Source organism: Porphyrobacter sp. HT-58-2 (assembly GCF_002952215.1).
Taxonomy (GTDB): Bacteria; Pseudomonadota; Alphaproteobacteria; order Sphingomonadales; family Sphingomonadaceae; genus Erythrobacter.
In genome coordinates this window covers 2,749,802-2,775,908 of record NZ_CP022600.1, presented here as the reverse complement: position 1 = coordinate 2,775,908, position 26,107 = coordinate 2,749,802, and the positions used below count along the sequence as shown (strand labels likewise).

Annotated in this window: 23 protein-coding genes and 1 pseudogene; 11 read left to right on the top strand and 13 right to left on the bottom strand. The window is 63.8% G+C overall.

Going from position 1 to position 26,107, the window contains the following annotated elements; genetic code table 11:
• Positions 1 to 14: 14 nt before the first annotated feature.
• Positions 15 to 1,463 (bottom strand): magnesium transporter, encoded by a 1,449-nt coding sequence (gene mgtE, locus CHX26_RS13095; protein ID WP_104942748.1) that lies wholly within the window; start codon positions 1,461 to 1,463, stop codon positions 15 to 17.
• A 103-nt stretch (positions 1,464 to 1,566) separates the two neighbouring features.
• Here mgtE and CHX26_RS13090 point away from each other — a divergent pair, with 103 nt between their 5' ends.
• The 7 genes and pseudogenes from CHX26_RS13090 (at position 1,567) to CHX26_RS13060 (ending at position 7,535) form a co-directional block, all read left to right on the top strand.
• Positions 1,567 to 2,028, top strand: coding sequence for a peptidylprolyl isomerase (locus CHX26_RS13090; protein ID WP_104942747.1), 462 nt, complete (start codon positions 1,567 to 1,569; stop codon positions 2,026 to 2,028).
• A 170-nt stretch (positions 2,029 to 2,198) separates the two neighbouring features.
• A complete protein-coding gene (gene miaB, locus CHX26_RS13085; RefSeq protein ID WP_104942746.1) occupies positions 2,199 to 3,542 on the top strand; it encodes a tRNA (N6-isopentenyl adenosine(37)-C2)-methylthiotransferase MiaB in 1,344 nt (447 codons plus the stop codon).
• A 110-nt stretch (positions 3,543 to 3,652) separates the two neighbouring features.
• Positions 3,653 to 4,714: a PhoH family protein gene (locus CHX26_RS13080; RefSeq protein WP_104942745.1), complete on the top strand. Its 1,062-nt coding sequence runs from the start codon at positions 3,653 to 3,655 to the stop codon at positions 4,712 to 4,714.
• Entirely contained in the window at positions 4,711 to 5,118 is a 408-nt protein-coding gene (locus CHX26_RS13075) for a hypothetical protein (protein WP_104942744.1), read from the top strand. Before CHX26_RS13080 ends, CHX26_RS13075 begins: the two co-directional genes overlap by 4 nt.
• Positions 5,119 to 5,121: 3 nt before the next feature.
• Positions 5,122 to 5,600, top strand: a pseudogene (gene ybeY / locus CHX26_RS13070) (rRNA maturation RNase YbeY).
• Between the two features lie 26 nt (positions 5,601 to 5,626).
• The gene (locus CHX26_RS13065; protein WP_104942743.1) at positions 5,627 to 6,556 is read left to right on the top strand and encodes a hemolysin family protein; all 930 of its coding nucleotides are present in this window, start codon (positions 5,627 to 5,629) and stop codon (positions 6,554 to 6,556) included.
• A 94-nt stretch (positions 6,557 to 6,650) separates the two neighbouring features.
• Entirely contained in the window at positions 6,651 to 7,535 is an 885-nt protein-coding gene (locus CHX26_RS13060) for a LysR substrate-binding domain-containing protein (RefSeq protein WP_104942742.1), read from the top strand.
• Between the two features lie 36 nt (positions 7,536 to 7,571).
• Here the strand turns inward: CHX26_RS13060 and CHX26_RS13055 are convergent, their stop codons facing one another.
• From CHX26_RS13055 to CHX26_RS13025, 7 genes are all read right to left on the bottom strand, one after another.
• Entirely contained in the window at positions 7,572 to 8,438 is an 867-nt protein-coding gene (locus CHX26_RS13055; protein WP_104942741.1) for a lysophospholipid acyltransferase family protein, read from the bottom strand.
• Positions 8,439 to 8,447: 9 nt separating this feature from the next.
• Positions 8,448 to 8,870 carry a Fur family transcriptional regulator gene (locus tag CHX26_RS13050; protein WP_086609250.1) on the bottom strand — a complete coding sequence of 141 codons (423 nt, stop codon included), beginning with the start codon at positions 8,868 to 8,870 and terminating at the stop codon, positions 8,448 to 8,450.
• A 168-nt stretch (positions 8,871 to 9,038) separates the two neighbouring features.
• Positions 9,039 to 9,473: a MucR family transcriptional regulator gene (locus CHX26_RS13045; RefSeq protein ID WP_104942740.1), complete on the bottom strand. Its 435-nt coding sequence runs from the start codon at positions 9,471 to 9,473 to the stop codon at positions 9,039 to 9,041.
• A 131-nt stretch (positions 9,474 to 9,604) separates the two neighbouring features.
• A complete protein-coding gene (locus CHX26_RS13040) occupies positions 9,605 to 10,084 on the bottom strand; it encodes a GNAT family N-acetyltransferase (protein WP_442956931.1) in 480 nt (159 codons plus the stop codon).
• Positions 10,084 to 10,716 (bottom strand): tRNA (adenosine(37)-N6)-threonylcarbamoyltransferase complex dimerization subunit type 1 TsaB, encoded by a 633-nt coding sequence (gene tsaB / locus CHX26_RS13035; RefSeq protein WP_104942739.1) that lies wholly within the window; start codon positions 10,714 to 10,716, stop codon positions 10,084 to 10,086. Before tsaB ends, CHX26_RS13040 begins: the two co-directional genes overlap by 1 nt.
• 49 nt (positions 10,717 to 10,765) lie before the next feature.
• Positions 10,766 to 11,368, bottom strand: a complete 603-nt coding sequence (locus CHX26_RS13030) for a malonic semialdehyde reductase (RefSeq protein ID WP_104942738.1) — start codon at positions 11,366 to 11,368, stop codon at positions 10,766 to 10,768.
• A 3-nt stretch (positions 11,369 to 11,371) separates the two neighbouring features.
• Entirely contained in the window at positions 11,372 to 11,953 is a 582-nt protein-coding gene (locus tag CHX26_RS13025; protein WP_104942737.1) for a NifU family protein, read from the bottom strand.
• Positions 11,954 to 12,064: 111 nt separating this feature from the next.
• Here CHX26_RS13025 and CHX26_RS13020 point away from each other — a divergent pair, with 111 nt between their 5' ends.
• The 3 genes from CHX26_RS13020 to CHX26_RS13010 all read left to right on the top strand — a co-directional run bounded on the left by CHX26_RS13020 (position 12,065) and on the right by CHX26_RS13010 (position 17,620).
• Positions 12,065 to 15,118 (top strand): M16 family metallopeptidase, encoded by a 3,054-nt coding sequence (locus tag CHX26_RS13020; RefSeq protein WP_104942736.1) that lies wholly within the window; start codon positions 12,065 to 12,067, stop codon positions 15,116 to 15,118.
• Between the two features lie 119 nt (positions 15,119 to 15,237).
• The gene (locus tag CHX26_RS13015) at positions 15,238 to 16,620 is read left to right on the top strand and encodes a class II 3-deoxy-7-phosphoheptulonate synthase (RefSeq protein WP_104942735.1); all 1,383 of its coding nucleotides are present in this window, start codon (positions 15,238 to 15,240) and stop codon (positions 16,618 to 16,620) included.
• Positions 16,621 to 16,636: 16 nt separating this feature from the next.
• On the top strand, positions 16,637 to 17,620 hold the full coding sequence (locus tag CHX26_RS13010; RefSeq protein ID WP_335682303.1) for an NAD(P)/FAD-dependent oxidoreductase: 984 nt from the start codon (positions 16,637 to 16,639) through the stop codon (positions 17,618 to 17,620).
• On the opposite strand, the gene CHX26_RS13005 is transcribed toward CHX26_RS13010, so the two are convergent.
• From CHX26_RS13005 to CHX26_RS12985, 5 genes are all read right to left on the bottom strand, one after another.
• Positions 17,593 to 18,369, bottom strand: a complete 777-nt coding sequence (locus CHX26_RS13005) for an FkbM family methyltransferase (RefSeq protein WP_172449840.1) — start codon at positions 18,367 to 18,369, stop codon at positions 17,593 to 17,595. The two genes, CHX26_RS13010 and CHX26_RS13005, sit on opposite strands and share 28 nt — an antisense overlap.
• Positions 18,362 to 19,534: a hypothetical protein gene (locus tag CHX26_RS13000; protein WP_104942732.1), complete on the bottom strand. Its 1,173-nt coding sequence runs from the start codon at positions 19,532 to 19,534 to the stop codon at positions 18,362 to 18,364. The genes CHX26_RS13005 and CHX26_RS13000 overlap by 8 nt, the downstream gene beginning before the upstream one ends.
• The gene (locus tag CHX26_RS12995) at positions 19,531 to 20,193 is read right to left on the bottom strand and encodes an HAD family hydrolase (protein WP_172449838.1); all 663 of its coding nucleotides are present in this window, start codon (positions 20,191 to 20,193) and stop codon (positions 19,531 to 19,533) included. The genes CHX26_RS13000 and CHX26_RS12995 overlap by 4 nt, the downstream gene beginning before the upstream one ends.
• 4 nt (positions 20,194 to 20,197) lie before the next feature.
• Positions 20,198 to 20,992, bottom strand: a complete 795-nt coding sequence (locus CHX26_RS12990) for an NTP transferase domain-containing protein (RefSeq protein ID WP_104942730.1) — start codon at positions 20,990 to 20,992, stop codon at positions 20,198 to 20,200.
• A gap of 109 nt (positions 20,993 to 21,101) precedes the next feature.
• Complete coding sequence (locus CHX26_RS12985) at positions 21,102 to 22,637, bottom strand: tryptophan halogenase family protein (RefSeq protein WP_104942729.1); 1,536 nt, start codon at positions 22,635 to 22,637, stop codon at positions 21,102 to 21,104.
• Positions 22,638 to 22,807: 170 nt separating this feature from the next.
• Here CHX26_RS12985 and CHX26_RS12980 point away from each other — a divergent pair, with 170 nt between their 5' ends.
• Entirely contained in the window at positions 22,808 to 26,104 is a 3,297-nt protein-coding gene (locus CHX26_RS12980; protein ID WP_104943429.1) for a TonB-dependent receptor, read from the top strand.
• Positions 26,105 to 26,107: the final 3 nt, after the last annotated feature.

Sequence of the window (26,107 nt, the reverse complement as noted above, 5' to 3'; positions counted from 1 at the left end):
CTCGGAGACGAGGGTTAAAGCGGGGCGAGACCTGCCGCCACTGCCAAACCTAGGAAGGCGAAGAAGCCCATCGAGTCGGTGATCATGGTCACGAACACGCTGCTCGCCACCGCCGGATCCTGATCGAGCCGCTCGAAGATCACCGGCACCAGCACGCCAGCCAGCCCTGCCACGGCGATGTTGATAATCATCGCCAGCGCAATCACCACGCCCATCAGCGGGGTGAACAGCACCGCCGCCGCCGCGCCGATCAACAGCGCGATGGTGCCGCCATTGAGCAGCGCCACGCGGAATTCGCGCCACAGGATGCGCCGGGTGTTGGAGCGTGTCAGCTGATTGGTCGCGATTGCGCGCACCGCCACGGCCATCGTCTGTGTCCCGGCATTGCCGCCGATGCTGGCGACAATCGGCATCAGCACGGCGAGTGCGACAAGTTGTTCGATGGCAGCGCCGAAAAAGGCGATGATCGCCGAGGCCACCACCGCCGTCCCCAGATTGGCGATCAGCCAGCGCACCCGCGCGGTGTAAGCCTCGCGGATCGGCTCGTTGATGTCCCCGTCGCCCGCGCCGGACAGCAGCAGCGCGTCCTCGCCCGCTTCCTCGGAGATGATGTGGACGATATCGTCGACCGTCATCTGCCCAACCAGCCGGCCGCTTTCATCCACCACAGCGGCCGAGATCAGCGCGTATTTCTGGAACATCAGCGCGACCTCTTCCTGATCCATCGTCACCGGGATCAGGGTCTGTTCGCGCTTCATCACGTCGGTCAGGCGCACGCTTCGGGGTGTGGTGAGCACCCAAGAGAGCGCGCAGGTGCCGACCGGGTGATGCCGCTCGTCGATCACGAAGACTTCGAAGAAGTCATGTTCGAGATCGCCTTCCTCGCGCAGATAATCGATCAGGTCGCCCACGCTCATATGCTCCGGCACCGCCACGAAGTGCCGGCTCATCAGGCGTCCGGCGGTCTCTTCGGGATAGGCGAGCGCGCTGGAGACTGCTTCGCGGGTTTCCGGCTCCAGCTCGGCTATAACCGCGCGCTGATCGGCCTCGTCGAGGTCTTCGATCAGCTGCACCGCATCATCGGTGTCGAGCTGTTCCGCGATGGTTGCGACTGCCTGCGCGGACAGCGTGTCCATCAGGTCTTCGCGGACGTAATCGTTGAGTTCGGCGATCACGTCGCCGGTCATCAGGTCGGTGATGGCCGCGGCGAGCTGCGCGCGCTCGCGCGGTTCGAGCAGTTCGATGAGGTCGGCAATGTCGGCGGCGTGGAGCGGCTCGACCAGATCATAGACCGCGCCCTTGTCACCCGCTTCCAGTGCAAGATGGACGGCGCTGACATATTCCGGCTTGAGCCGGTTTTCCTCGTCGTGGCGTTCATCATCGACGCGGTCATCCGGACGCACCTCGACCTCGCCCACATCGGCGAGCGCAAGGTCTTCATCGAGGATGCGATCATCGGTCATATGAGGCGTTTACGGGGGGAGGAATGAAAAGCAAGGCTGGAGGGTGACAGGCAGCGATTGGCTGCGTAAAGCCGGAGCAAATTCCATCAGGAGACACATCGAAATGGCCGAAACCCTTACCTTCACCCTCGACAACGGCACCGGCGAGACCGGCGATGTCGTCATCAAGCTGCGCCCTGATCTGGCCCCCGGCCACGTCGCGCGCATCACCGAGCTGGCGCAGGAAGGCTTCTACGACGGGGTGATCTTCCACCGCGTGATCGCCGGTTTCATGGCGCAGGGCGGCGATCCGACCGGCACCGGCATGGGCGGCAGCGACAAGCCCGACCTCGCCGCCGAATTCAACGCCGAGCCGCACGTCGAAGGCGTGTGCTCGATGGCGCGTGCGCAGAACCCGAACAGCGCCAACTCGCAGTTCTTCATCTGCCTCGACGACGCGCGCTTCCTCGACAAGCAATACACCGTCTGGGGCCAGGTGATCAGCGGCATGGAACACGTCCACGCCATCCCCAAGGGCGAACCGCCGCGCAGCCCCGGCAAGATTGTGAAGGCGACGGTGGCCTGATCTTTCGTACCAGTCTGCGGGGGTGTCGAGCGCGCTTGCCCCCCCTTTGACCCCCTCCAGACCTTCTCTCGCCCCGTCTTGGCCCCTGCCTGTTGCGCGGTTTCACGTGGAACAATGCGCTGTCGGCGCGATTGAACGCGCGGACGATCGGCGCTAAAGGCGCACCCCTCATGAAACCCTCCGCACCCCCCCAGACCTACCGGGTCAAGAGCTTCGGCTGCCAGATGAACGTCTATGACGGCGAGCGCATGGGCGAGCTCTTGGCGGAGCGCGGTATTGTGCCTGCGCCCGAGGGGGAGGAGGCGGATCTCGTCATCCTCAACACCTGCCATATCCGTGAAAAGGCAGCGGAAAAGGTCTATTCCGATATCGGCCGGCTGGTGAAGGCAGGCGAGGAGGCGGGGAAGAAACCGCTGATCGCGGTCGCGGGCTGCGTCGCGCAGGCCGAGGGCGAGGAGATCATGGCACGCGCCCCGGCGGTGAGCATCGTGGTCGGCCCGCAGGCCTATCACCGCCTGCCACAAATGCTTGATAAGGCGGTGGAAGGTGGCCGGGCGACCGACACCGACATGCCCGCCATCGCCAAGTTCGACGCGCTCCCCCAGCGCAAGAAGCGTGGCCCCAGCGCCTTTCTGACGGTGCAGGAAGGCTGCGACAAGTTCTGCACCTATTGCGTGGTGCCCTATACCCGCGGTGCGGAAATCTCGCGGCCTTTCAGCCATCTCGTTACCGAAGCACACAAGCTGGTCGAAGCAGGCGCGAAGGAGATCACCCTGCTCGGCCAGAACGTCAATGCGTGGCGCGGCGAGGATGACAAGGGCCGCGGGACCGGGCTGGGCGGGCTGATTCGGGTGCTGGCCGGGATCGAGGGGCTGGAGCGCATCCGCTACACCACCAGCCACCCCAACGACATGGACGATGATCTGATCGCCGCCCATGGCGACGTGGCGAAGCTGATGCCCTATCTGCACCTGCCCGTGCAGGCGGGCAATGACCGCATCCTCAAGGCGATGAACCGCCAGCACACCGCCGAAAGCTACCTCAAGCTGATCGAGCGCTTCCGTGCCGCTCGCCCCGACATCGCGCTTTCGGGCGATTTCATCGTCGGCTTCCCGGGCGAGACCGAGGCGGAGTTTCAGGACACCCTCAGCATCGTCGATGAAGTCCGCTACGCCGCCTGCTTCAGCTTCAAATACTCGCCGCGCCCTGGCACGCCTGCCGCGACGATGCAGGGGCAGATCGCTCCCGAGGTGATGGACGAGCGGCTCCAGCGCCTCCAGCAGCGCATCGGCCACCACCAGATGGCCTTCAATCAGGCCAGCACCGGCAAGACCTGCACCGTGCTGGTCGAACGCAGAGGCAAGCACGAAGGTCAGTGGCTCGGCAAGTCGCCTTGGCTTCAGAGCGTGTGGTTCGAAGCACCCGCCGCGATCGGTGACATGGTCGAGGTGGAGCTGGCCGAAGCCGGGCCGAATTCGCTCATGGGGCTGGTGCGCCAGACCGTGACAGTCTGACGACTTTCCACCGCCATCTCGCCGCACCCGGCTTGCTATCCGCTGCCTCAGGCTTACCTTTGCGACTCAAGGACACGGGATTGTCCCTTGTGCCTTAGCCAAAGGAAACCATGGGCCGACGACCCTCCCGTGCCGGACACCCGGCGCTCTCGCCCGATCCGCGCGGCATCCCGGAACCCCGGCGCGCGCGTGTCGATCTGACCTTCGAGAACCAGGCCTTGCTGGGGCCGCTGTTCGGGCAGTTCGACGCCAATCTGGTGCAGGTCGAAAACCGGCTTGGGGTCTATATCCACGCCCGCGGCCATCAGGTGGTGATCGAAGGGCCGGAGGACGATGTCGCCCGCGCCCGCGAGACGCTGAAGACCATGTATGACCGGCTGGCGCGGGGCGAGGCGCTGGACAGCGGGGCGATCGAATCGCTGATTGCGATGTCGGCCGAACCGACGCTCGAAGGGATCATTGCGGGCGATATGGATGGTCCGCCGATCATGATCCGCACGCGCAAGAAAACCATCGTGCCGCGCTCGGCAACACAGATCGAATACATGCGGTCGCTGGCCAAGGACGACATCATCTTCGCGCTTGGCCCGGCGGGGACGGGCAAGACCTATATCGCGGTGGCGCAGGCGGTCAGCCAGCTCATCACCGGCAGCGTGCAGCGCCTGATCCTATCGCGCCCGGCGGTCGAGGCGGGGGAGAAGCTGGGCTTCCTGCCGGGCGACATGAAGGAGAAGGTCGATCCCTACCTCCGCCCGCTCTATGACGCCTTGAACGACTGCATGCCGCCCGAACAGGTCGAGCGGCGGCTGGCCAATGGCGAGATCGAGATCGCCCCGATCGCCTTCATGCGCGGGCGCACGCTGGCGGACAGCTTCATCATCTTGGACGAGGCGCAGAACACCACGCGCGAACAGATGAAGATGTTCCTCACCCGCTTCGGCCAGAACAGCCGGATGGTGATTTGCGGCGATCCGAAGCAGGTCGACATTCCCGGCGGCCCCGGCATGAGCGGATTGAACGATGCGGTGCAACGGCTCGAAGGGGTGGAAGGCTTCGGCACGATCCGCTTCAGCGCCGCGGACGTCGTGCGCCACCCGATCGTGGGCCGGATCGTCGAAGCCTATGAGGGCAAGGATGCTGACCGTGTGGGGGCGGCTGACCTTCCGGCATGAAGCATCCCAATAGCGATACCAGCACATGGCCACACATCTGGCTGGCCAAGTATGCTGTGCTCTATGGACTGGTTCTGGCCTTTCTCGTCATGGCTTTCTACGAGCAGGATTACTGGTTTCTTGGCCTGTCTGCCTATCTCACCGGCGCGACAGCCTTCTTTGCCCGGCGCGCGGTGAACGAACGGGTCACGCGAACCTGGCGCATCGGCCTTGCCATGATAATCCTGACGTGCTGGGCATTTGCGACTGTCATCGTATTCGCAACGCCGGGGGATACGAAAATCTGCTATGACCGATTGTCCAAACCTCACATATGGGCGCCCACCGTCAATATCGGCCCTGACCCCTTTTGCGATGGTATCCCATTGCGTGACGTGAAAACCGGCAGCCAGAGAGCCCGCTGAACCTTGCAACTCGATATCGACATTGAACACTGGCCCGCAGGTAAGTGGGAGGCTCTGGCAGAGCGCGCCGGGGGGCGGCAAGCGAGGAGGAGACTCTGCTGGCCAACCCGCGCCTCACGGTCAGCCTGCTGTTCACCACCGATGCCGAAGTCCACAGCCTCAACCGCGAATGGCGCGGGCGTGACAAGCCGACCAACGTGCTCAGCTTCCCGATGCTGGAGCGCGAGGAACTCGAAAGCCTTGCCCCGGAAGGCCCGCCCGAAATGCTCGGTGATATCGCACTCGCCCATGAAACCTGCGCGCGCGAGGCGGCGGAGAAGGGTGTCAGCCTTGAGGCTCATGCTACCCATCTGATCGTCCACGGATTGCTCCATCTGGCCGGTCACGACCATGTCGACTCCGACGAACAGGCCGAAGCGATGGAGGCGCTGGAAACCCGAATACTTGCCAAACTGGGCATCGCTGACCCATATGGCGATTGAAACCAACAGGAGCTGTTTCGAAGGCCATGGCCGATTCTCCATCCTCTGCGTCGCCTGCGGGAGACGCGGACAGTAGCAGCGGGCTTTGGCCTGCGCTTCGCAAGATCCTCGGGCTTGAAGCCGCGCGTTCCTTGCGCGAACAGCTCGAAGAAGCGATCGACGAGCATGAGGACGAAAACGGTCCGGGCAGCGCCGATGACGGCGGCAAGGCGGGCGGTGACCTGTCACGGGTGGAGCGGCAGATGCTGCGCAACCTGTTGCACTTCTCGGAACATGACGCCGATGATGTTGCCGTGCCGCGCGGTGAGATCATTGCGGTCGAAGCCGGGATCAGCTGGGCGGAGATGGTGGCGGCCTTCTCCGAGCATGGCCATTCGCGCATGCCGGTCTATCGCGAGACGCTCGATCACGTGATCGGGATGATCCACATCAAGGATGTGTTTCCGATTATTGCCAACGGCTCAGTCCCGCCTGAGGATTGGACAACGCTGATGCGTCAGCCGCTCTATGTGCCGCAGGCGCGCGGAGCCCTGGACGTCCTTGCCGACATGCGCACTCAGCGCGTCCACCTTGCCATCGTGCTTGACGAATTCTCCGGCACCGACGGGCTCATTACGATCGAGGATCTGGTCGAGGAAATTGTCGGCGAGATCGAGGACGAGCATGACGAGGCCCCAGAGGAGCTGATCAGTCCGATCGGTGAAGGAATGTGGGACTGTGATGCCCGCGCCGAGCTGGACGACGTGGCCGAACGCATCGACCCGCGTCTTGCCGAAGTCGAGGAAGCGGTCGATACGCTCGGCGGGCTCGCCTTTGTGCTGGCCGAGGCTGTGCCTGCGGTCGGCACGGTGCTGGAACATCCCAGCGGGTGGCGGATTGAAGTGACAGCTGGCGACGAAACCCACGTCAAGCGCCTGCGTCTCCACCCTCCGATTGACGCGGACGAGGTGCAATAGTCGCAACTTTTTGCAGACAAGCGCATTTTTTCTTCGATTTTTTGCATCCAAATCGATTTTCGGGCGTATCTGCTCTCACCCAAGGAGAGAGTTCATGCCTGCACGTCGTCTTCCCCCTCTGCGCGCGCTCGAAGCTTTCATGCGCACCGTCCGGCTCGGTTCAGCCCGGGCGGCAGCGGAGGAGATCGGGCTCAGCCCCTCGGCCCTCTCCCGGCGGATCAGCAACCTTGAGGAATTCGTCGGGAAGAAGCTGTTCACCCGCGCCCGCCAGTCGATGCAACTGACCGACGAGGGGCAGGCCTTTTACGAGGCTGTGAACCCGCACATGGAAGCGCTGGCGCGGGCGGTGGAAAGCCAGTCGGACAATATTGCACTTTTGCGCCTTCGGCTTGGCGTGTTGCCCATGTTCGGCAGCCAGCGTCTGTTCCCCCGGCTTGGCGAATTGCGCAAGCGCCACCCGCTGCTCCACATCGACATCGATACAGCACCGCACCTGGAAGACCGGGTGGGCGACACGCTTGATGCGGCCATTATCCTGTCCCGCGGGCCTGCATCAGGCCTGCACGCGGTCAGGCTCGATCACAATCTCGTCCATGCGATCTGCTCAAAGGACACTTCCCGCAGCATTGGCCCTGACATTACGCCCGAGGTAATGGCCAAGCAGACCTTCCTGATCCACAACGAACTGCCCGAAAGCTTTGTCGCATGGAAGAAGGCCAACGGGCTGGAGCAGATGGACCCCGCAGCGATCGACCATTACGATTCGGGCGCGCTGATGCTGGAGGCGGCTGCCCAGGGTCTCGGCATCGCGATCATGCATGATGATCACCTGCGCCGCGCCAACGACAATCGCCTCACCAACCTTCCCGGCAAGCCGGTGGAGAGCCCCTATTCCTACTGGTTCGTGTGCAAGCCCGTGGCGCTGGAAAGTCGCCCGGTGCGGATCTTCCACGACTGGCTGGTGCGCGCGGGGCTTTAGAGCCGAGCGGGATCATACGGCGTCCCGAAAACTGCTCTAACCTGCCGCCTGATCCTCGTTCTTCGGTTGATACCGCACCGGTGCCACCGTGTGGGCGAAGGGACGCAGGGGCTTTCCGAGAACCTCCAGCAACGCTTCCTCGATCCGGCGGCGCGATTCCTGACTGATCGCCTTGCGGCCACGGAAATCTTCAGGGCTGAAGGGTTCGAGATAGTGGATCCGCACCTTGAACGTGCCCTTGCGTGACAGAACCCGCTTCGCGTTGTTGATGCCGCTTTCCTGCCCGATCCAGCCGATCCATTCGGCCACCGGGCCATAATCGAGGATCACCGGCTGCACCAGCACGCCCGGCGGCGGCGGCTCGAGCACAGACAGCATCGAAGTCTTGAACGGCAGCAATGATTGCCCGTCGGTGGTGGTGCCTTCCGGGAACACCGTTACCGACCAGTTGTCGGCCAGTGCCTCCTTGAGCGCATTGATCTGCTCGGCCACGCCCATGCGGTGTTCGCGCTTCACAAAGACAGTGCGGTTGAGGCTCGCGAGCCAGCCCACCACCGGCGCATCGGCAAGCTCTGCCTTGGCAACGAAAGCCGTCCCGCTTGCACCGGCCAGCGCCAGAATATCCACCCAAGACAAGTGATTGGCGACGAAGAATACATCGCGCTTCAGGTGGGTGCCTTTCACTTCGACCTTCGCGCCGCAGACCCGTGCCGCATAGCGCAGGAACAGCATCGGGAAAGGCGAGCCGTAGGACAGCGTGCGATACAGGTAGTGCAGCGGCACAAACACGGCGATGAGGCTGACCAGCGCCAGTCCCCGCCCCCCGATCCTTAGCCACCCCGCGACCGAGACCGGCGTTTCTTCGCCGCGCGCGGCCGCATCGCGCAATTCGGCGTCAGTCATCGCGCCACTTTAATCATTGCGGGAGAGCCGCACGCCGTAAAGCTCCATGCGGTGATCGACGAGGCGATAGCCGAGCCGTTCGGCGATCTGGCGTTGCAAAGCCTCGACCTCGGGATCGACGAATTCGACGACCTTGCCGGTTTCGACATCGATCAGGTGATCGTGATGCGCCTCCGGCACGGGTTCATAGCGCGAGCGCCCGTCACCGAAATCGTGGCGGTCGAGGATGCCTGCTTCTTCGAACAGGCGGACGGTGCGGTAAACCGTCGCGATCGAAATGCGCGGGTCGACTGCGACAGCGCGGCTGTGCAACAGCTCCACATCCGGGTGGTCGTCGCTCTCGGAAAGCACCTTGGCAATCACCCGGCGTTGTTCGGTGATGCGGAGGCCCTTTTCGGCGCACAATTGTTCGAGATCGATCTTCTGGGTCAAGGGATGCTCCATCACCAAATCGCGGCACCTGCGGAGAGTGGGTGCCGCTCTAAAGCAGAACAGCCTCATCCCTACAGGGACGAGGCTGCTTGCTCAAGCAGGGTTCCCGCCCTCTCAACAGGGGCGACTTGCCCGGCTTTTTGCGCGATGCGCCCGAAGTGGCCTGGATCAGGCGGACTTCCTGGCGCGGCGGGTCTTGGGCGCAGGCGTTCCGGGCTTGCGGCCGAGACCGATCTTCTTGGCCAGATCGCGGCGCTTTTCGGCATAGTTGGGCGCAACCATCGGATAATCAGCGGCCAAGCCCCAACGCGCACGGTATTCTTCCGGCGACATGTCGTAATTGGTGCGAAGATATCGCTTGAGCATCTTCAGCTTCTTGCCGTCTTCAAGGCAGACGATGTAATCAGGCTTTACCGAATTACGGATCGATACGGCTGGCTGTGGCTTGACTTCTTCGACCACCGGAGCCTCGCCAAGATTGGCAAGCGCAGCATAGACGTTGGTGATGAGACCAGGCACATCGGCCACAGCCACATCATTGTTGCTGACATGCGCGGCAACAATGTCGCTGGTCAGCGTGATGAGTGTTTCTTTCATATCCATTTCGAGATCCTGCGTAAGTTCCTCTGCAGCGTCGTTCGAATTGCGCTACTGAGGTGGCCATGCCGGACTGCAGAGAAATTCGCAACCGGTGGGCTTTGCTTAGTCACGGATTTTCGACAAATGCTATCTGATTAGATTGATCGGGCAAAAGTAATGGCGTCAACTCTTTCGCCATTGGCCATGCGATAATAGTTTCGCCTGTCGCCAATCGGTTCAAAGCCGAATTTCTGATACAGGGCAATCGCCGGATTGCCGCGCCGCATTTCTAGGAAGATGCGGGCGATGCCGCGGTCGCGGGCTGCGGCGAACAAATGTTCGATCAGTGCTGCGCCGACGCCGCGCCGGCGAGCACCAGGCATGACGGCGATGAGCAGCAGTTCCTCTTCATCGAGCACGTGGCGGGTCAGCACGAAACCCGCCGGGGCTGTGCCGGGCGTATCGGGCATCGGCCTGCCTTGCGCATCCACCACCAGTGCATGAGTGTTGGGCATCGCCAGTGCATCGGCAACCTGCCGCCGGTTCCAGGCCTCGCCATAGGCGGGATCGAAAGCTGCCTCCATCACCATCATGATCCGGTCGAGCAGGATCGGGGAGGGGGCGGAGGATGGCATCATGCCGGTGCGCGTTCGGCCATCGGGGTGGCGTCAGCACCCCGGCCATAGATTGGGGCCAGATTGGCAGTGAACAGGTCTTGCTTCACCAGCGGCACAGCGCGCGCGTCCGGCAGAAGTGCGGGAAGCACAAGCCGTTCACCGCTGACGAGCGCCGCCAGCGCCTCGGCCCGGTTGCCCGCGATGGTCGGAGCCACGGGCCGCTGTGCCGCGGCATCGGGGGCGAGCGAGGCAACCCGGCTGGCAGGCACACCATCCGTGTCGAAATCCTGCACGAACCACTCCCCATGCCCGCCGTGAATGCACACGGTCAGCGGCTTGGCTGGATGGTCGGTCTGCGCCTGTGCTGCCATCAGCGCCAGCGTCGGATAGCCCAGCACTTGCGCACCCCACGCAAAGCCGAGCGCCCGCGCTGTGGCAAGGCCGATCCGTACCCCGGTGAAGCTGCCCGGGCCGAGGCCGACCAGAACGCGCGCAGCACGCCCCTTGTCAGGCAGTGCGGCAATCATCGGAACCAGCGCCTCGGCATGGCCGCGACCGATCACGCGGTGATCATGCGCGACCATGCTCTCGCCCTCGAACAGGGCGATGCTGCAGGCCTCGGAGGCGGTTTCGATGGCGAGCATCCGCATGAGCGCGCCCTGCCTCAGTCAGCGAGTGCGCGCAAGCGAGCAAATGGCTTCAGGCGATGCGGTTGAAGCGCGCGAAATCCGGGCGGGGCGAGCGGTCGAAGATGCTGGCAGGATCACCATAGCCGACCGAGCAGATGAAATTGACCCGGTGGCGGGGCGTGTCGGCAAAAAAGGCGGCGTTGACCGCTGCCTGATCGAAGCCCGACATCGGCCCGCAATCAAGACCCAGCGCGCGCGCGGCAAGCATCAGGTAAGCACCTTGCAGCGAGGAATTGCGGAACGCGCCCTCCTTGCGGCCTTCCTCGTCACCTTCGAACCAGCTTTTCGCATCGGTGTGCGGGAACAGCCAGGGCAGTTCCTCGTGGAAATCGATATCGTAGCCGATCACGGCGGTGACGGGGGCGGCGAGGACCTTGGCCTTGTTGCCTTCCATCACGCAGTCGGCAAGCCGGGCCTTGGCCTCGGCAGACTTGACCCAGACGATCCGCGCCGGCTGCATGTTGGCAGAGGTCGGGGCCATCTTCACCAGATCCCAGATCGCATGGAGCTGTTCATCGCTGACGGGCTTGTCGAGCCAGCCGTTGTAGCTGCGGGCCTCGTTGAACAGTTGGGCCAGCGCCTCGGCGCTCAGGGCAGAATCGTGAAACTGCATGGGTTACGCCGCGCGCACTTCGGTGACTTCGGGGACGTAATGCTTGAGCAGGCCTTCGATGCCATGCTTCAATGTCGCCGTGCTCGACGGGCATCCCGAGCATGATCCTTGCAGGGTAAGGTAAACCACCCCGTCGCGGAAGCCGCGATAGGCGATGTCGCCGCCGTCGCCTGCCACGGCGGGGCGCACGCGGGTTTCGAGCAACTCGTTGATCGCAGCGATGATCTCGGCGTCCTCGGGACGTTCTTCAACCACGGCGTCGTCTTCCGGGGGAGGCACGGCGATGCCGCCTGCGGTGGCAGGGGCGAAGAGCGGGGCTTCGGACACGAAGTGATCGAGCAGGATCGCGATCACCTGCGGCTTCAAGGCACTCCAGTCTGCGCCGGGTGCCGCTGTGACAGAGACAAAATCGGCCCCGAAGAAGACATTCACCACCTCGCCCGTATCGAAGATCGCCTGCGCCAGCGGGCTTGCGTCGGCCGCCTCAGGGGTGGCGAATTCGCGGCTTCCCGCGGGCATGACCGTGGTGCCGGGCAGGAACTTGAGCGCGGCCGGGTTTGGCGTGGTTTCGGTTTCGATGAACATGGCACACATTTAAGAGCGATTTTGTCGGATTTCAAGCGCGCAAAGCCGGACTGTGTGCTGTGCGGGCGCATTCACTATCGCTTCACATTTTGCCGCCCTATAGTCGCGCCCATGACGTCGCTGACCCGCGCGCATCGCGCTCTCGCCATTCTGCTTGCTCCGTTCGTGCTGGTGCAGCCGCTGCTTGCGCAGCAGGCTGCTTCCCCGACTGCGCCCTCCGCCGAAGCACAGGCGCCTGCAACGCCGCCAGTTCCCGCCCCCAAAGCGCTACAAACCAATGGCGAAGTGCCGTGGCTCTATCGCGGATCGGATGTGCCGGTCGATGACAAGTGGCTGTTCGGCGAGATGCAGAACGGGCTGCGCTATGCTGTGCGCCGCAACGGCGTTCCGCCGCGGCAAGTCTCGATCCGGGTGCGGATTGACGCCGGCTCGCTCCATGAGGAAGACAGCGAGCAGGGCTATGCCCATCTGCTCGAACACCTGCTGTTCCGCGAGAGCAAGTATCTCGGCCAGGCCGAGGCGATTTCAGCGTGGCAGCGGCTGGGCGCGACCTTCGGCAGCGATGCCAATGCCGAGACGACACCGACCCACACCGCTTACAAGCTCGACATTCCGAACATCGACGAGGCCAAGCTGTCCGAGAGTTTCAAGCTGCTGTCGGGCATGATCCGCGAGCCGGTGCTCAATGATGCCAATGTCGCGGCCGAAAGACCGATCGTGCTCGCCGAAAAGCGCGAACGCGGCGGAGCGGGGCAGCGCATGGCCGAGCTGACCCGGCAGACCTTCTTTGCCGGACAGCGTCTCGCCACGCGCAGTCCGATCGGCACCGACGAGACGCTGCGGGCCGCGAACGGCAAGAGCGTCAAGGCCTTCTATGATCGCTGGTACCGGCCCGAAAACACCGTGATCGTGGTTGCAGGCGATGCCGACCCGATGGTGCTGGCGGGACTGGTGGAGCAGTGGTTCGGCGACTGGAAGGGTAACGGCACGGCCGGCGTTGCGCCCGATTTTGGTGATCCGGCGGCACCCTCAGCGACTGCCGATACCGCCGGAACCGGCACGCCCATCGGTGAGCTTGCGGTGGGCGTCGAGCCCGATCTGCCGCGCAGCCTGACCTATGCGGTCATGCGCCCGTGGCGTCCGGTTGAGGATACTATCGTCTATAATGAAGGTCTGCTGCTGGATGCCGTGGCGCAGGCGATCATCAATCGCAGGCTGGAATCGCGCGCGCGCAGCGGGGGCAGCTATCTTTATGCGCAGGTACAGCAGGAAGACGTCTCGCGCTCGGTCGACGCGACCTTTGTCACGTTCGCGCCCTTGACCGGCGACTGGCAGGCCGCGCTTGCCGATGTCCGCAGCGTGATTGCCGATGCTGTCACCAATCCGCCGACGCAGGAGGAAATCGACCGCGAGGCGGCCGAGTTCGATGTCGCCTTTGCCAATGGAGTGCAGCAGGAAAGCGTCCAGTCGGGCAGCGATCTCGTCAACAATCTCGTCAACGCGGTCGACATCCGAGAGACGATCGCGGCGCCGCAGGTGGTACTCGACGTGTTCCGGGGCATGAAGCCGCGGCTCAATCCCGAAGAAGTGCTCGCCCGCACGCAGGCTCTGTTCGAAGGTACTGTGACCCGCTCGGTCTATGTCACGCCCAGGGCAGATGAGGCCGATGCCGCTGCGCTCCGGTTGGCGCTGGCGAGCGAGGCCCGCGTCGATGGCAGCGCACGGCTCGCGGCTCAGACCATCTCCTTTGCCGATCTGCCTGCCGTGGGCGCGCCCGGCACCATTGCCGAGCAGAAGTCGCTCGGCGTTCTGGAAATCGAGCAGGTCGATTTCGCCAATGGGGTCAAGGCGCTGGTGTGGGCCAATGATGCCGAACCCGGTCGCGTCACCGTCCGCGTGCGCTTTGGTGCGGGCTGGCGGGCGTTTGACGATGCAAGCGCGGTCTATGCCGATCTCGGCGAAGCGGCGCTGGTCGGCTCCGGTCTTGGCGAGCTTGGTCAGAACGAGATCGACCGGCTGGCGACAGGGCGCAAGCTCGGTTTCGATTTCAGCATTGACGATGCGGTGTTCACCTTCACCGCCCAGACCCGTTCGGAGGACGTGAACGACCAGCTTTATCTGTTTGCAGCCAAGCTGGGGATGCCGCGCTGGGACAGGGACCCGGTGCTGCGCGCCCGGGCGGCGGCGGAGCTGGCCTACAATACCTACTCGACCAGTCCCGGCGGCGTGCTGAAGCGCGATCTCGAATTTCTCGTGACGGGGCGCGATGCGCGCTTTGCCACACCCGATCCCGCGGCGCTGAAGGGAGTGACGCCCGAAGGCTTCCGCGCCGTGTGGGAACCGCTGCTGAAGCAGGGTCCGGTCGAGGTGATGGTGTTCGGCGAGTTCGACAAGACCAAGGTCATCGAACAATTGCGCCTGACCTTCGGCGCTCTGCCGGCACGCACCCCGATTGCGCCGGAGGTTGCCGCGCGCGTGCCCGGTTTTGCCCCCGTCGCCGATAGGCCTGCGGTCGTCACGCACCGCGGCGATGCCAATCAAGCCGCCGCTGTGGTGGCGTGGAAAAGCGGCGGCGGCACGGCGTCGTTGCGGGAAAGCCGTCAGCTCGAAATCCTCACCCAGTTGTTCAACAATCGTCTGCTCGATGCCCTGCGCGAACGTGCCGGGGCGAGCTATTCGCCGCAGGTCTTCTCGAACTGGCCAGCTGATCTGGCAAGCGGCGGGCGGATTACCGCGCTCGCGCAGCTGGAGCCCGAATTCGTGCCGGTGTTCTTTGCCGAGGCTGAACGGATCGCCAAGGACCTGTCGGCAAATCCGCCGACCGCCGACGAGCTGGCACGCGTGACCGAGCCGCTGGGGCAGCTGATCCGGCGCGCGTCGACCGGCAACCAGTTCTGGCTCTACAACATCGAAGGCGCAACGCAGGATCCGCAGCGCCTGATGCTGTTGCGCACCCTGCTGGCAGATTACTCGCAGACCAGCCCGCAGGTCATGCAATTCCTTGCTGATCGCTATTTCGGCAAGGATGCGCCGTTCCGGCTGGCGATTATCCCGGAAGGCCAGCAGCTTGCCGAAGCGCCCACCGTCGGGGTCGGTGCAAATGCTGCGCAGTCTGGTGCCTCGGAGCCTGAATCGGCAAAGCCGCAGACTGCGTTTGGGAAATAAAATTGTTCTGAGCGGCTTTGCTGCTTTACAATTCGTGCCGCGCTCCTGTACCGGGCGCCCCCGCACGCTGCGCTTTGCGCCGCCGGAATATGCAGATTTGAAAGAAAGAGCCCAAGACCGTGCCCGAGACCTGGACCCCGGATAGCTGGAAGGCCTTCGAAGCGCGCCACCTGCCGCATTACGAAGATGCGGCCGAGCTGGCCGAGGCGGAAAAGACCCTGTCTTCCTATCCCCCGCTGGTGTTTGCGGGCGAGGCGCGCGCGCTCAAGGCCGATTTGGCCGATGTTGCCAATGGCCACGGCTTCCTGCTTCAGGGCGGCGACTGTGCAGAGAGCTTTGCCGAATTCCACCCCAACAACATCCGCGACACCTTCCGTGTGCTGTTGCAGATGGCGGTGGTCATGACCTTCGCCTCCAAGCGTCCGGTGGTGAAGGTGGGGCGGATGGCGGGCCAGTTCGCCAAGCCGCGCTCCTCGCCTACCGAGACGATCGGCGATGTCACCCTGCCGAGCTACCTTGGCGACAATATCAACGGGATCGAGTTCGATCCGGTCAGCCGCCGCAACGATCCGGCCCGCATGGTGCGTGCCTATTCGCAGGCCGCTGCAACGCTGAATCTGCTGCGCGCCTTCGCGGGCGGGGGCTATGCCAATCTGCGGCAGGTTCATCAGTGGACGCTCGATTTCATGGGGCGTACCCCGTGGACCGAAAAGTTCAGCGAGATGGCCGACCGCATCGGCGAGGCGCTTGATTTCATGGAGGCTTGCGGGATCGACCCCGCCACCGTGCCGCAATTGCAGGGCACCAGCTTCTACACCAGCCACGAGGCGCTGCTGCTCCCCTACGAACAGGCGCTGACCCGGCGGGATTCGCTCACCGGCGATTGGTACGCCACCAGCGCGCACATGGTGTGGATCGGTGATCGCACCCGCTTCCCCGGTTCGGCTCACATCGAATTTGCACGTGGCATCGGCAATCCGCTCGGCATGAAGTGCGGGCCGAGCCTCGAGCCCGATGCGCTGCTGCGCCTGCTCGACGACTTGAACCCGAAGCGCGAGGCCGGCCGCATCACGCTGATCAGCCGATATGGTCACGACAAGGTTGAAGACGGCCTGCCCAAGTTGGTGCGTGCGGTGCAGCGCGAAGGCCATCCGGTGGTGTGGTCGTGTGATCCGATGCACGGCAATGTCGTCAAGTCAGACACCGGCTTCAAGACCCGGCCCTTTGACCGGATCACCCGTGAGGTGAAGGGCTTCTTCGCCGTTCACCGCGCCGAAGGCTCGCATCCGGGCGGCATCCATATCGAGATGACCGGGCAGGACGTGACCGAATGTGTCGGCGGCGCCGTGGCGATCACAGAGGAACGTCTGGGTGACCGCTATCACACCCACTGCGACCCGCGTCTCAATGCCGAACAGTCGCTGGAGCTCGCGTTTCTGGTGGCCGAAATGCTCAACGAGGCAGCGGGCGAGCGGCAGGCCGAGGTCAGTCACGCGGCGTGAAACTTCCCGACACTCCATGCGTTGGCGCGGGATGGACGGACATTGTGACATTGTAATCATCGGTGGCGGCATGGCTGGGCTCAGCGCCGCGACCGCTCTCGCCGCCTCCGGACGGCGTATCATCGTGCTCGACAAGGGCCGCGGCCCGGGTGGGCGGATGGCGGCGCGCAGGGTCGAGATTGCAGGTAACACCGTGAGTTTCGATCACGGCGCGCAATTTTTCACCGCGCGCGATCCGGCGTTCCGCAATGTCGTCTCGGCTTGGGAAGCCGCAGGTGTGGCAAGTCGCTGGCCAGCGGCAGGGGATGATGCATGGGTCGGCATGCCGGGGATGAACGCTCCGATCCGGGCGATGGCTGAAACGCTGGACATGCGCTGGGGCGTGCGCGCCGAGACGCTGTCGCGCACCGCAGAAGGCTGGCGGATCGAAGCGGGCGAGCAGGTCTTTACCGCCGCAACCGTGCTGGTCGCCGTGCCTGCCGAACAGGCTGTCGTACTGCTGACCGAAGCCGCGCCTAATCTGGCGGCGCTGGCTGCTGGCGTCATAAGCGCGCCCTGCTGGGCGGTGATGGCAGGCTTTGCCGCGCCGCTCGCTCTGGCCTCCGACATCTTCCGTTCCGATAGCGCCTCTGTCAGCTGGGCCGCACGCAATTCAGCCAAGCCGGGGCGCAGCGGGACGGAGAACTGGGTGATCCACGCCAGCCCGGCGCGTAGCCTAGAACTGGTCGACCGGCCCAAGGACGAGGTTGCGCACATCCTGCTCGCCGATTTCTTTGCCGCTGCCAAGGTCGCCCCCGCCGTGCCGCAGCATCTGGACGCTCATCGCTGGCTTTACGCTATGCCACAGGCGTTGCGGGGCGAGCATGCGTGGTTTGATCCGGCGCTTAGGATCGGGATCGCGGGAGACTGGCTCCACTCGCCGCGCATTGAGGGGGCTTGGTTGTCAGGCCGGGCCTTGGCCGAGGCGGTGCTTCAGGAGCGGGTCGCGAGCACGTCGTAGTGATGCCCGCGCCCATATTTGGCAAAGCGCGTGAAGCCTGAGGCCCTCAGGCGCGTCTCGATCTCCCGTGCGTTCGCCCAGCGGTCATCGACCTCGTAGAAGATTGCTGCGACGCGGGAGAAGCTCGCGGTCTTGGCCAATTCGGCGATCACCACCGCCTCCAGCCCTTCGACGTCGATCTTCACGAACATCGGCAATTCGCCCGCGAGCAGCGGATCGACCAGCGGGGCATTGATGGTACGGATCGTTACGTCGCCCGCACCAGAAGACCCCTCGCGCCCGGCCAGGCTGGCCGTGCCGGTGTGGTCGGCGGCGACGTTGATCGTCACCTCGCCTGCGCTGTCGGCGATGGCGAGTGGGTGCAGGACTGTCCGCGCCGCACCGTCATTCAGTGCGACATTGGCGGCCAGCCGCGCGTGGGTGGCGGGCACGGGTTCGAAGGCGATGATCCGGCGGCACCGGGGGTTCTGCGCGGCGATCAACGAATAGAGCCCCTGATTGGCGCCGATATCGACGAACACGAAATCCTCAGGGTAGCCCAGCAGCAGGTCGGCCAGATCGCGGCCATAGGTGCCGAATATGCAATAGCGGAACGTCGTGTCCTGCCAGTTGGGCACCATCAGCACGCCATAGCTTGATCGCACCGCCGCCTCGCCGCGTGCCGCCAGCAGGGGCGAGAGCGCCGCCGCCCTCCACTTGCGTGCTGTCTTGACCACGCCGTAACGCCAGAATGCTGAGAGACTAGCCAAGGGCAGCCCTTCCTTCGAGAAATGCGGTGATCGCATCTGCCGCCCGCTCGGCAGAGGGACGCTCCGACAGCGAGAAGGTCGCGTCGATCAGCGCCTGCTGAACGGGCGCATAGCCCGGATGCGCGGCAACCGCAGCATCTATTGCATCAAGCAGACCATCGGCGCTGTTCAGCACCGGGCCGGCTTGCCAGTGCAAGTAATTGGGATCGCCCTGCCAGCGGGTGCCGTGGCTGTTCAGGAACAGGCAGGGGCGGGGGGTGCGCAGGAATTCATAGATCTGGCTGCTGACATCGCCGAGGTAGATGTCGGCGCTGTTGGTGTAGCTCATGTCGCTGCTGGCGGCGCTGCCGGTGTCGATGTGGATGCGCGGATCGGCGCGGTATTCCGTCCCCGGCGTTCGTACACGGGCGATGCTCGGCGGGTCGATGGTCACCACCCATTTGCGTTCGAACAGCATCACGTGCGGCGCAAAGATCAGGTTGTAGCGATCCTGTCCGCGAAACGCCTCCAGTACCGCTGCACCGTGCCTGAACCAGCTTGAGAGTCTGGGCGAAGGGTGGGGGTTGTAGAGTACTGTGGGCCGCTCGGGCGCAGGGAAGCTGCCCGCAAAGCGGTTGCCCGCACATAGATCGAACTTGGGATAGCCGACCAGCGCGATTTGCTCAGCCCGCAATCCCGCATCCGCCATCAGTCGATCGCGGATCTTGGGGCCTGAGACCAACACCAGATCGAACCGCGCGCTTTCGGGATTGAACCCGATCGCCCGGTCGCCTGCGCCGTGGCGGGTGTGGATCAGTTTGAGATCATCTAGGCCATAGCGGGTCTTGAGCAACAGCGTGGTCTTCTCTGACACCACCACCGCATCGAAGCTGCGGAAGAAATCAAGATTATCACGATAGATCAGCATCTTGGTTGCAGGAACGAGCCGTTCGATCATACCCGCCAGCGCCTTTGATCCCGTGCGCCTGAGGCCGAGTTGCACCAGTTCAATCCGCGCCAGCAGTGCCGGGTCGGCCTGCCGCTCGATCTCGCGCCGGATGCTCGGCTTTGCGAAAGCGAGCACGATCCGGTGGTTTCCCCGTGCCGCCAGCGCCAGTGCGATCGGTAGCGAATGGGCCAGCTGGTGGGTCTGATCGTGATTGAACAGGAAGCAGATGCGCTTCATGCCGCGCTCCAGTCGGCGCAGGCCCAGTCGCCCTGGGGCTTGGCATAGCGGCCCACCAGCACGCCCCTATCGGCATAGTTCAGGATCGGCGCATCGCTGGCGTGATCGGTATAGGCGATGAGGTGGCAGTCGGATCGGGCTATTCCCTCCGCGGCAAGCCATTCCTTGACCCGTCCAACCTTGTGCGCGCCATAATTGTTCTCACCCTCGATCAGCGCCAGCAGGTTGCCTGCCTCGTCACGCTGATGGCGCGTGGCGATCGCAGCCTCGAAACCGAGCGCATCAGCGAGAGCTTCGGCGTAGATTTCAGGCGCAGCGGTGACAAGGACAAGCCGTACGCCCGCCGCCCGGTCAGCAGCGATCTGCGCCAGTGCGCCGGGCTGGATGTTGCAGTCAATCTGCTTGGCGATGAAGGCACCGATCCGCGGTTGCAGCGCCGAGCTTTTCACCACGCGCCCAACCAACAGCCTGAGGCCGAACTGCTTCAAGGCCTTGCGACCGTAAAGCTTCGACTTGTAGCCCAGCATCGCCAGCACCCACAGCGGCAGGCCCAGCAGGCGAAGGCCCGTGCCGCTCGCCGCCATATGCGCGAGGAACGGCGTGAAGGTCGGCGCGCGGGTAACCGTGCGATCAAGGTCGTAGAGGGCAATGCGCTGCATCGGGTCAGCCACGCTCTGCCAGCAGGCGTTCGGCAAGGGCATGATCCTCGGGCTTGTCGACATCCACACCCATCCGCCCGTCCGAAAGCAGTACCGGGGCAACAATTGCCCCCAGCTTTGCACCTGCGGCCGCCAGTGCCTCGTGGACATTCATCGATCGCAGCAGCAGGCGCACCATCAGCACCGGGCCGAAATGGGCAGCAAGGCGCAGCACCGATTTGCGGTCTGCCTCGACCCGCTCCCAGAACCTGAGAGCATTGACCGCGCCCGCCCCGGTGAGGGCAAAGAGGTTCGCACCGGTATAGGCGCCGCCCCTGAAGGTCAGCCATGTGCGGCGATTGGGGCCGACCGCCGTTTCTAGCCGCGAACGCTCAACCAGCGCCACTGACACATCCCCGGCACCGATCCCGGCGATGAATTCGCTGATCGTCGCGGGAGCAAGCATCACGTTGTCGGCGGTGGTCACCAGCACCGGAAGGCCGATGGTGGGATCGTCAATTACATCCAGCACCGATCCGCTGATGGTGTGCCCCGAAACGCGCGGTGCGATACGGGGGTCGGTTGCTGTCCACGCCAGCGCCGCGTCGGCCAGCAGAGCGGGGGCATCCTGCGCGAGCACAACGATGCGCGCAATCTCAGGCGTATCGGCCAGCGCGCGCAGCACGCGGGCGAGCATCGGCGTGCCCGCCACCGGGATCAGCGCCTTGGCTTCACGACTGAAATGCGCCGCCAGCCGGTCGATACCCGGCCGCTGTCCGGCCAGCACCAGCGCGGTCCAGCCGGGGGATGCGTCATTCATGGCGGAACGAAACCTCGGGCAGAGCAGGGGGTTGGCGACGCGCCTCTCTCCTAGCGCCGTCCGGCTTTGTCAAGAAAGCCGCCCGCTCCTCCTCCGGCTCGCGGACGACTTATGCCGCCATCGGGGCAGGGCAATAACGCGCGAGGTAATCGCCGTGCCCCGGCATATGCTGCACGAGATAGCGGATCGACTTTTCCATTTCGTCCACTTCGGTGCGTGTGCGGGCCGGATCAAGCGCATCAGCCATGGCGTTATGGCTGCCCATGGTGATCCCCTGACCCATCATCACCGCTGCCCAGCTGGTTTCGGTAAACAGTTCGTCTTCCTCCCGGAAGATCTGGCCGTTGGCACGGAACAGTTCGACCTTTTCGGTGAGCGTGTCAGGCACCGGCATGGTGCGCACGTAGTTCCAGAAATCGGAGTCGTCGCGCTGGGTGGCATTGTAGTGGAGGATCAGGAAGTCGCGGATGCGGGCATATTCGCGGCCCGTCAGGCGGTTGAAGGTATCTTCCTGAACCTGTGTGATCCCGTCCAGCGACAGCAGCGAAATGAGCTTGTCGATGCCGGTGTTGATGAGGTGGATCGAGGTCGACTCGAGCGGCTCCATGAACCCTGCCGCCAGACCAAGGGCGACCACATTCTTGTTCCAGAACTTCTTGCGGCGCCCGGTGACGAAGCGCAGCCAGTTTGGCTCGGCCTGAGGCTTGCCCGCGATATTCCCAAGCAGGATGTCGAGCGCCTTCTGGTCTTCCATATAGGCCGAGCAATAGACATGGCCGTTGCCGTTCCGGTGCTGGAGCGGCACCTGCCATTGCCATCCGGCGCTGTGAGCGGTGGCGCGGGTGAAGGGCGGGGGCGGACTGCCATCGTCGCGCTTGCAGGGCAGGGCGACAGCGCGGTTGCAGGGCAAGTAGTTGCTCCAGTCGTCATAGCCGGTCTTCAGCGCCTGTTCGATCAGCAGGCCGCGGAAGCCCGAGCAATCGATGAACAGATCACCTCCAAACTCGCGCCCATCCTCCAGCTTGACGCCGGTTACAAAGCCGCTTTGGCCATCCAGCGCGACATCGGCAATCCGGCCCTCCTGCCGAACCACGCCGCGCTTTTCCGCGAACTTGCGCAGGAAAGCGGCATAGCGCCCCGCATCGAGGTGATAGGCGTAGTTGACCGGCGGCAGGTCGTCGCGCTGATAATCCTCGGTGCGTGCGAACTTGCCGAAGGCCGCGGCCATGGTCTCGAGGTTGAAGACCTGAATCGGGCGCTTGTCGCCACCCTGCGCCATGCGGTGCCAGACATGATGGAAGCTGATGCCGCCCATCGTGTAGCCATAGGCGCCGAAGGGGTGGATATAGCTGTCGCCCCGTCTGCCCCAGTTTTCGAACTGGATGCCCAGCTTGAAGGTGCCGCCGACCTCGGCCAGCATTTCGCGCTCGTCGATGCCGAGCAGCTGATTGAAGCCGACAAAGGGTGGAATCGTTGCCTCGCCGACCCCGACCGTACCGATGCTCTCGGATTCGATCAGCGTGATTTCCACAGATCCTCCGGTCTTGAGACGCGACAGGGCAGCGGCTGCCATCCATCCGGCCGTTCCTCCGCCGACGATGATAATGCGTTCAATAGTCACGTTTTCCTCAATCCCTGACGGCATCTGAGAGCCTTGTGTGCAGGGCCGAAGCCGCCCTGCCGACTGTTGCCAGAATGCAATATGGCGCGCGGATTACAAGTCTTGAGAACGCTCTCAAGATGCGCTATTACGATCTCGCAGCCCGCAGCGTCAGGCAAGAATCTGTCGTGCGGCAAGGGGAGAGACGACACATCATGAAATACGCAAGCCTCGCGCCGCGTCGGCGCCTGTTCGCTTTGGGCACTGCTTCGGCGATCGCGATTTCTGCCGCCACCGCAGCGCCTGCGCTGGCCCAGGATGCGGATGACGCGGAGCAGCCCGCCGAAGAAGAGGTCGCGCCTGAAAGCGAGATCATCGTGACCGGCGGCTTCCGTGCATCGCTCTCCAGTGCGCAGAATATCAAGCGGAACGCCGATACATTTGTCGACGTGATCACCGCTGAAGACATCGGGGCACTGCCGGACCGTTCGGTGGCAGAGGCGCTCCAGCGCGTGCCGGGGGTCAATATCGGCCGTTTCGAAAAGCCGTCCGACCCTGACCGTTTCTCGGTCGAGGGTACTGGCGTGATCGTGCGCGGTCTGCCCTTCGTGCGTTCGGAACTGAATGGCCGCGACATCTTCTCGGCCACGGGTGGTACCGTTCTCAGCTTCAATGACGTCTCGCCTGAGCTGCTGGGCCGGGTCGAAGTGTTCAAGAACCTTACTGCCGACATGGTCGAAGGCGGCATCGCGGGTACAGTCAACCTCGTCACCCGCAAGCCGCTCGACCGGCGCGGTACCCACATCGCCGGGACGATCGAAGGCAACTATGGCGATCTGGCCAAGGAATGGTCGCCCGGCTTCTCGATCACGGGTTCGACCACTTTCGAAAACAACGCCGGCACGATCGGCGTGCAGATTGGTTATGCCAAGTCCGAACTGATCAGCCGGACCGATGCCTCGCAGCTGACCGACCCGTGCTATCGTGCTGCCACGCTTGACGGGCCGTGCATTCGTCCGCGTCCGGTCAGCAGTGCCGGCTTTGGCGAAGGACCGACCTTCGATCCGACGAACTTCCCGCCCGCCGGCGCATTGATCGTGCCCAAGGGTGCTGGTGTGCGCACTACCAATCTCGAACGCAATCGCGAAGCGGTTTCGGCCGTGCTGCAATACGAGACCCCGGCGCGCGATTTCCTGATGACCTTTGAATTCCTGCAGGCCGACACCAGCTTCTTCAGCAAGGAATTCTCTGCCCTGGCGCAGGTCAATGACGATCTGTTGTTCCCGGTTCCGGCGGCGGGCAGCACCTGGGAATTCGATCAGAACGGCATCTTCCAGCGCGGCGTTCTGAGCCAGCGCATCGGCGACGCCTATGCCAACCCCTTCGGCCGCGGCGGTATCCCGCTTGAAACCCTGCGTCTGGAGCGTGAGACCCTCGCGATGACGCGCGATTTCTCGTTCGACATCGACTGGAGCATCACTGATCGTCTGCGCGTCAACTTCGAAGCGCAACGCATCGAATCCACCCTCCGTCAGGATGCCATCATCGGCACCATGAACAGCTGGGCCAACATTGCGGTCGATGCTTCGGGCCGGACGCCGCAGGTGCAGTTCCTTGCTCCTCCGGGCGCGCCGTCCGATTATTTCACCTCGGGCCAGAACACCTATTACTGGTTCCTGCTCGACAGCGTGGCGCGCAATGAAGGTCAGCTCGACAGCCTGCGCTTCGATGCCGAATATGACATCAGTGACGAGGGCTTCTTCAAGAGCGTCCGCTTCGGCGCGCGCTGGTCGGATCGTGACCGGGTGACGCGCGACACCAACTTCACCACATGGGGCAACCTGTCGGCACCCTGGGCAGGCCGTGCGGGTTGTGCGCCGTGGAACGCAGGGCCGGGTTGTGCTGCGACGGGCGGGTTCCAGCCGGGCCGGTTCTTCACGGGTCTGCCGGGTCAGGAATTCGCGATCGGGGGCGGCGCCTATGTCGACGATTTCCCCAATTTCGCCAACCTGCGTTCGCCGTTCGACAACGGCTTCCAGCGCGGCAATGCACCGGCACCGCTGCCGGGCGGGGCGTTCTTCTTCGGTGCGGACAACTTCCTCGCCGAATATCTCTCGGGTGCCTCGGACGAGCAGGCCCGCGCGATCAACGTCTTCTCGCAGACGCCCAACCCGTTCTTCGGGGTGAACGGCCGCACCTTCACCAATGCCGTGACCGGCGTGGTGACCCGGTGCGATCCGTTCTGCACACCCGAAATCGCGCAGGTGGCTGAACAGACCAAGGCGTTCTACGGCCGGCTTGATTACGGCACCAATTTCGACAACGGCTGGAAGATCAGCGGCAACATCGGTCTGCGCTATGTCGAGACCGAAGTTCCGGCGACGGGCCTTATCGGCACTCCCAATGCCGAGCGTTTCGATGCCGTGATCGCAGGCGGCAATGGTGACGGAATCGTGCAGCTGTCCGAAGTGACAGCGCCTTGCGCACAAGCGCAGAACCTGCCGCCGGATCAGCGTCCTTCGTTCTGTCGCCTGTCCGAAGCGCGTCTTGCGCAGTTTGCCGCGGCTCACACCAGCGAGATTCTGGTCGATGATACGGCGGTGACTTTCGACAACTGGTTGCCGAGCTTCAACCTCTTGCTCGACACGGGCAACGGCCTCCTCTTCCGCGCCGCTGTGTCGAAGGGCATGAGCCGGCCTGACCTGGCCGCATTCACCGCCGGTGGCCTGATCTTTGATGGCACCGCCGCGTTGCAGACCCCTGAGGAACTCGCCAACGGCCCGCTTTTCCGGTTCGTTTCCGGCAACCGCGATCTGCGTCCGATCACGACATGGAACTACGACCTGTCGCTTGAATGGTACTTCGACCGTGTCGGCTCGCTAACGATCAATGGTTTCATCAAGGATCTGTCCGGCATCATCGATACCGGGGTCTCGATCATCGACTTCAGCAGCCCGGGAATTCCGTCGGAAGATGTCGAGTATCAGCGTCCGGTCAACTCGCAGAACGGCAGGCTTAAGGGGGCGGAAATCGCCTACCAGCAGACCTACGACTTCCTGCCGGGAGTGCTGAGCGGGCTCGGCACGCAGATGACCTATACCTATGTCGACGGGTCGGACTTCGAAAACACCGATCTTGCCGGTAACCTCGGCCCGTTCGCCGGGGCCCAGCCGCTGGCCGGGATTTCGAAGCACACTGTCAACGCTACAGTGTTCTACGAAAAGGACTGGCTGTCGATGCGCGCCGCCTACAACTGGCGTTCGGCCTTCCTGATCACGCCGCGTGACGACATCTTCCCGTTCTCGCCGATCTGGGGGGAGTCGACCGGGCAGCTCGACGCGTCGATCTTCGTGACAGTGATGGACGGCCTGAAGCTTGGCGTGCAAGGCGTGAACCTGCTCGATGAAGTGACGCGCACCAGTCAGGTGGTCGATTTCGATGGCACGCGGGTTGTCCGCTCGGCCTTCCGCAACGACCGGCGCTTTACCTTCCTCGCCCGCTTCGACTTCTGATAC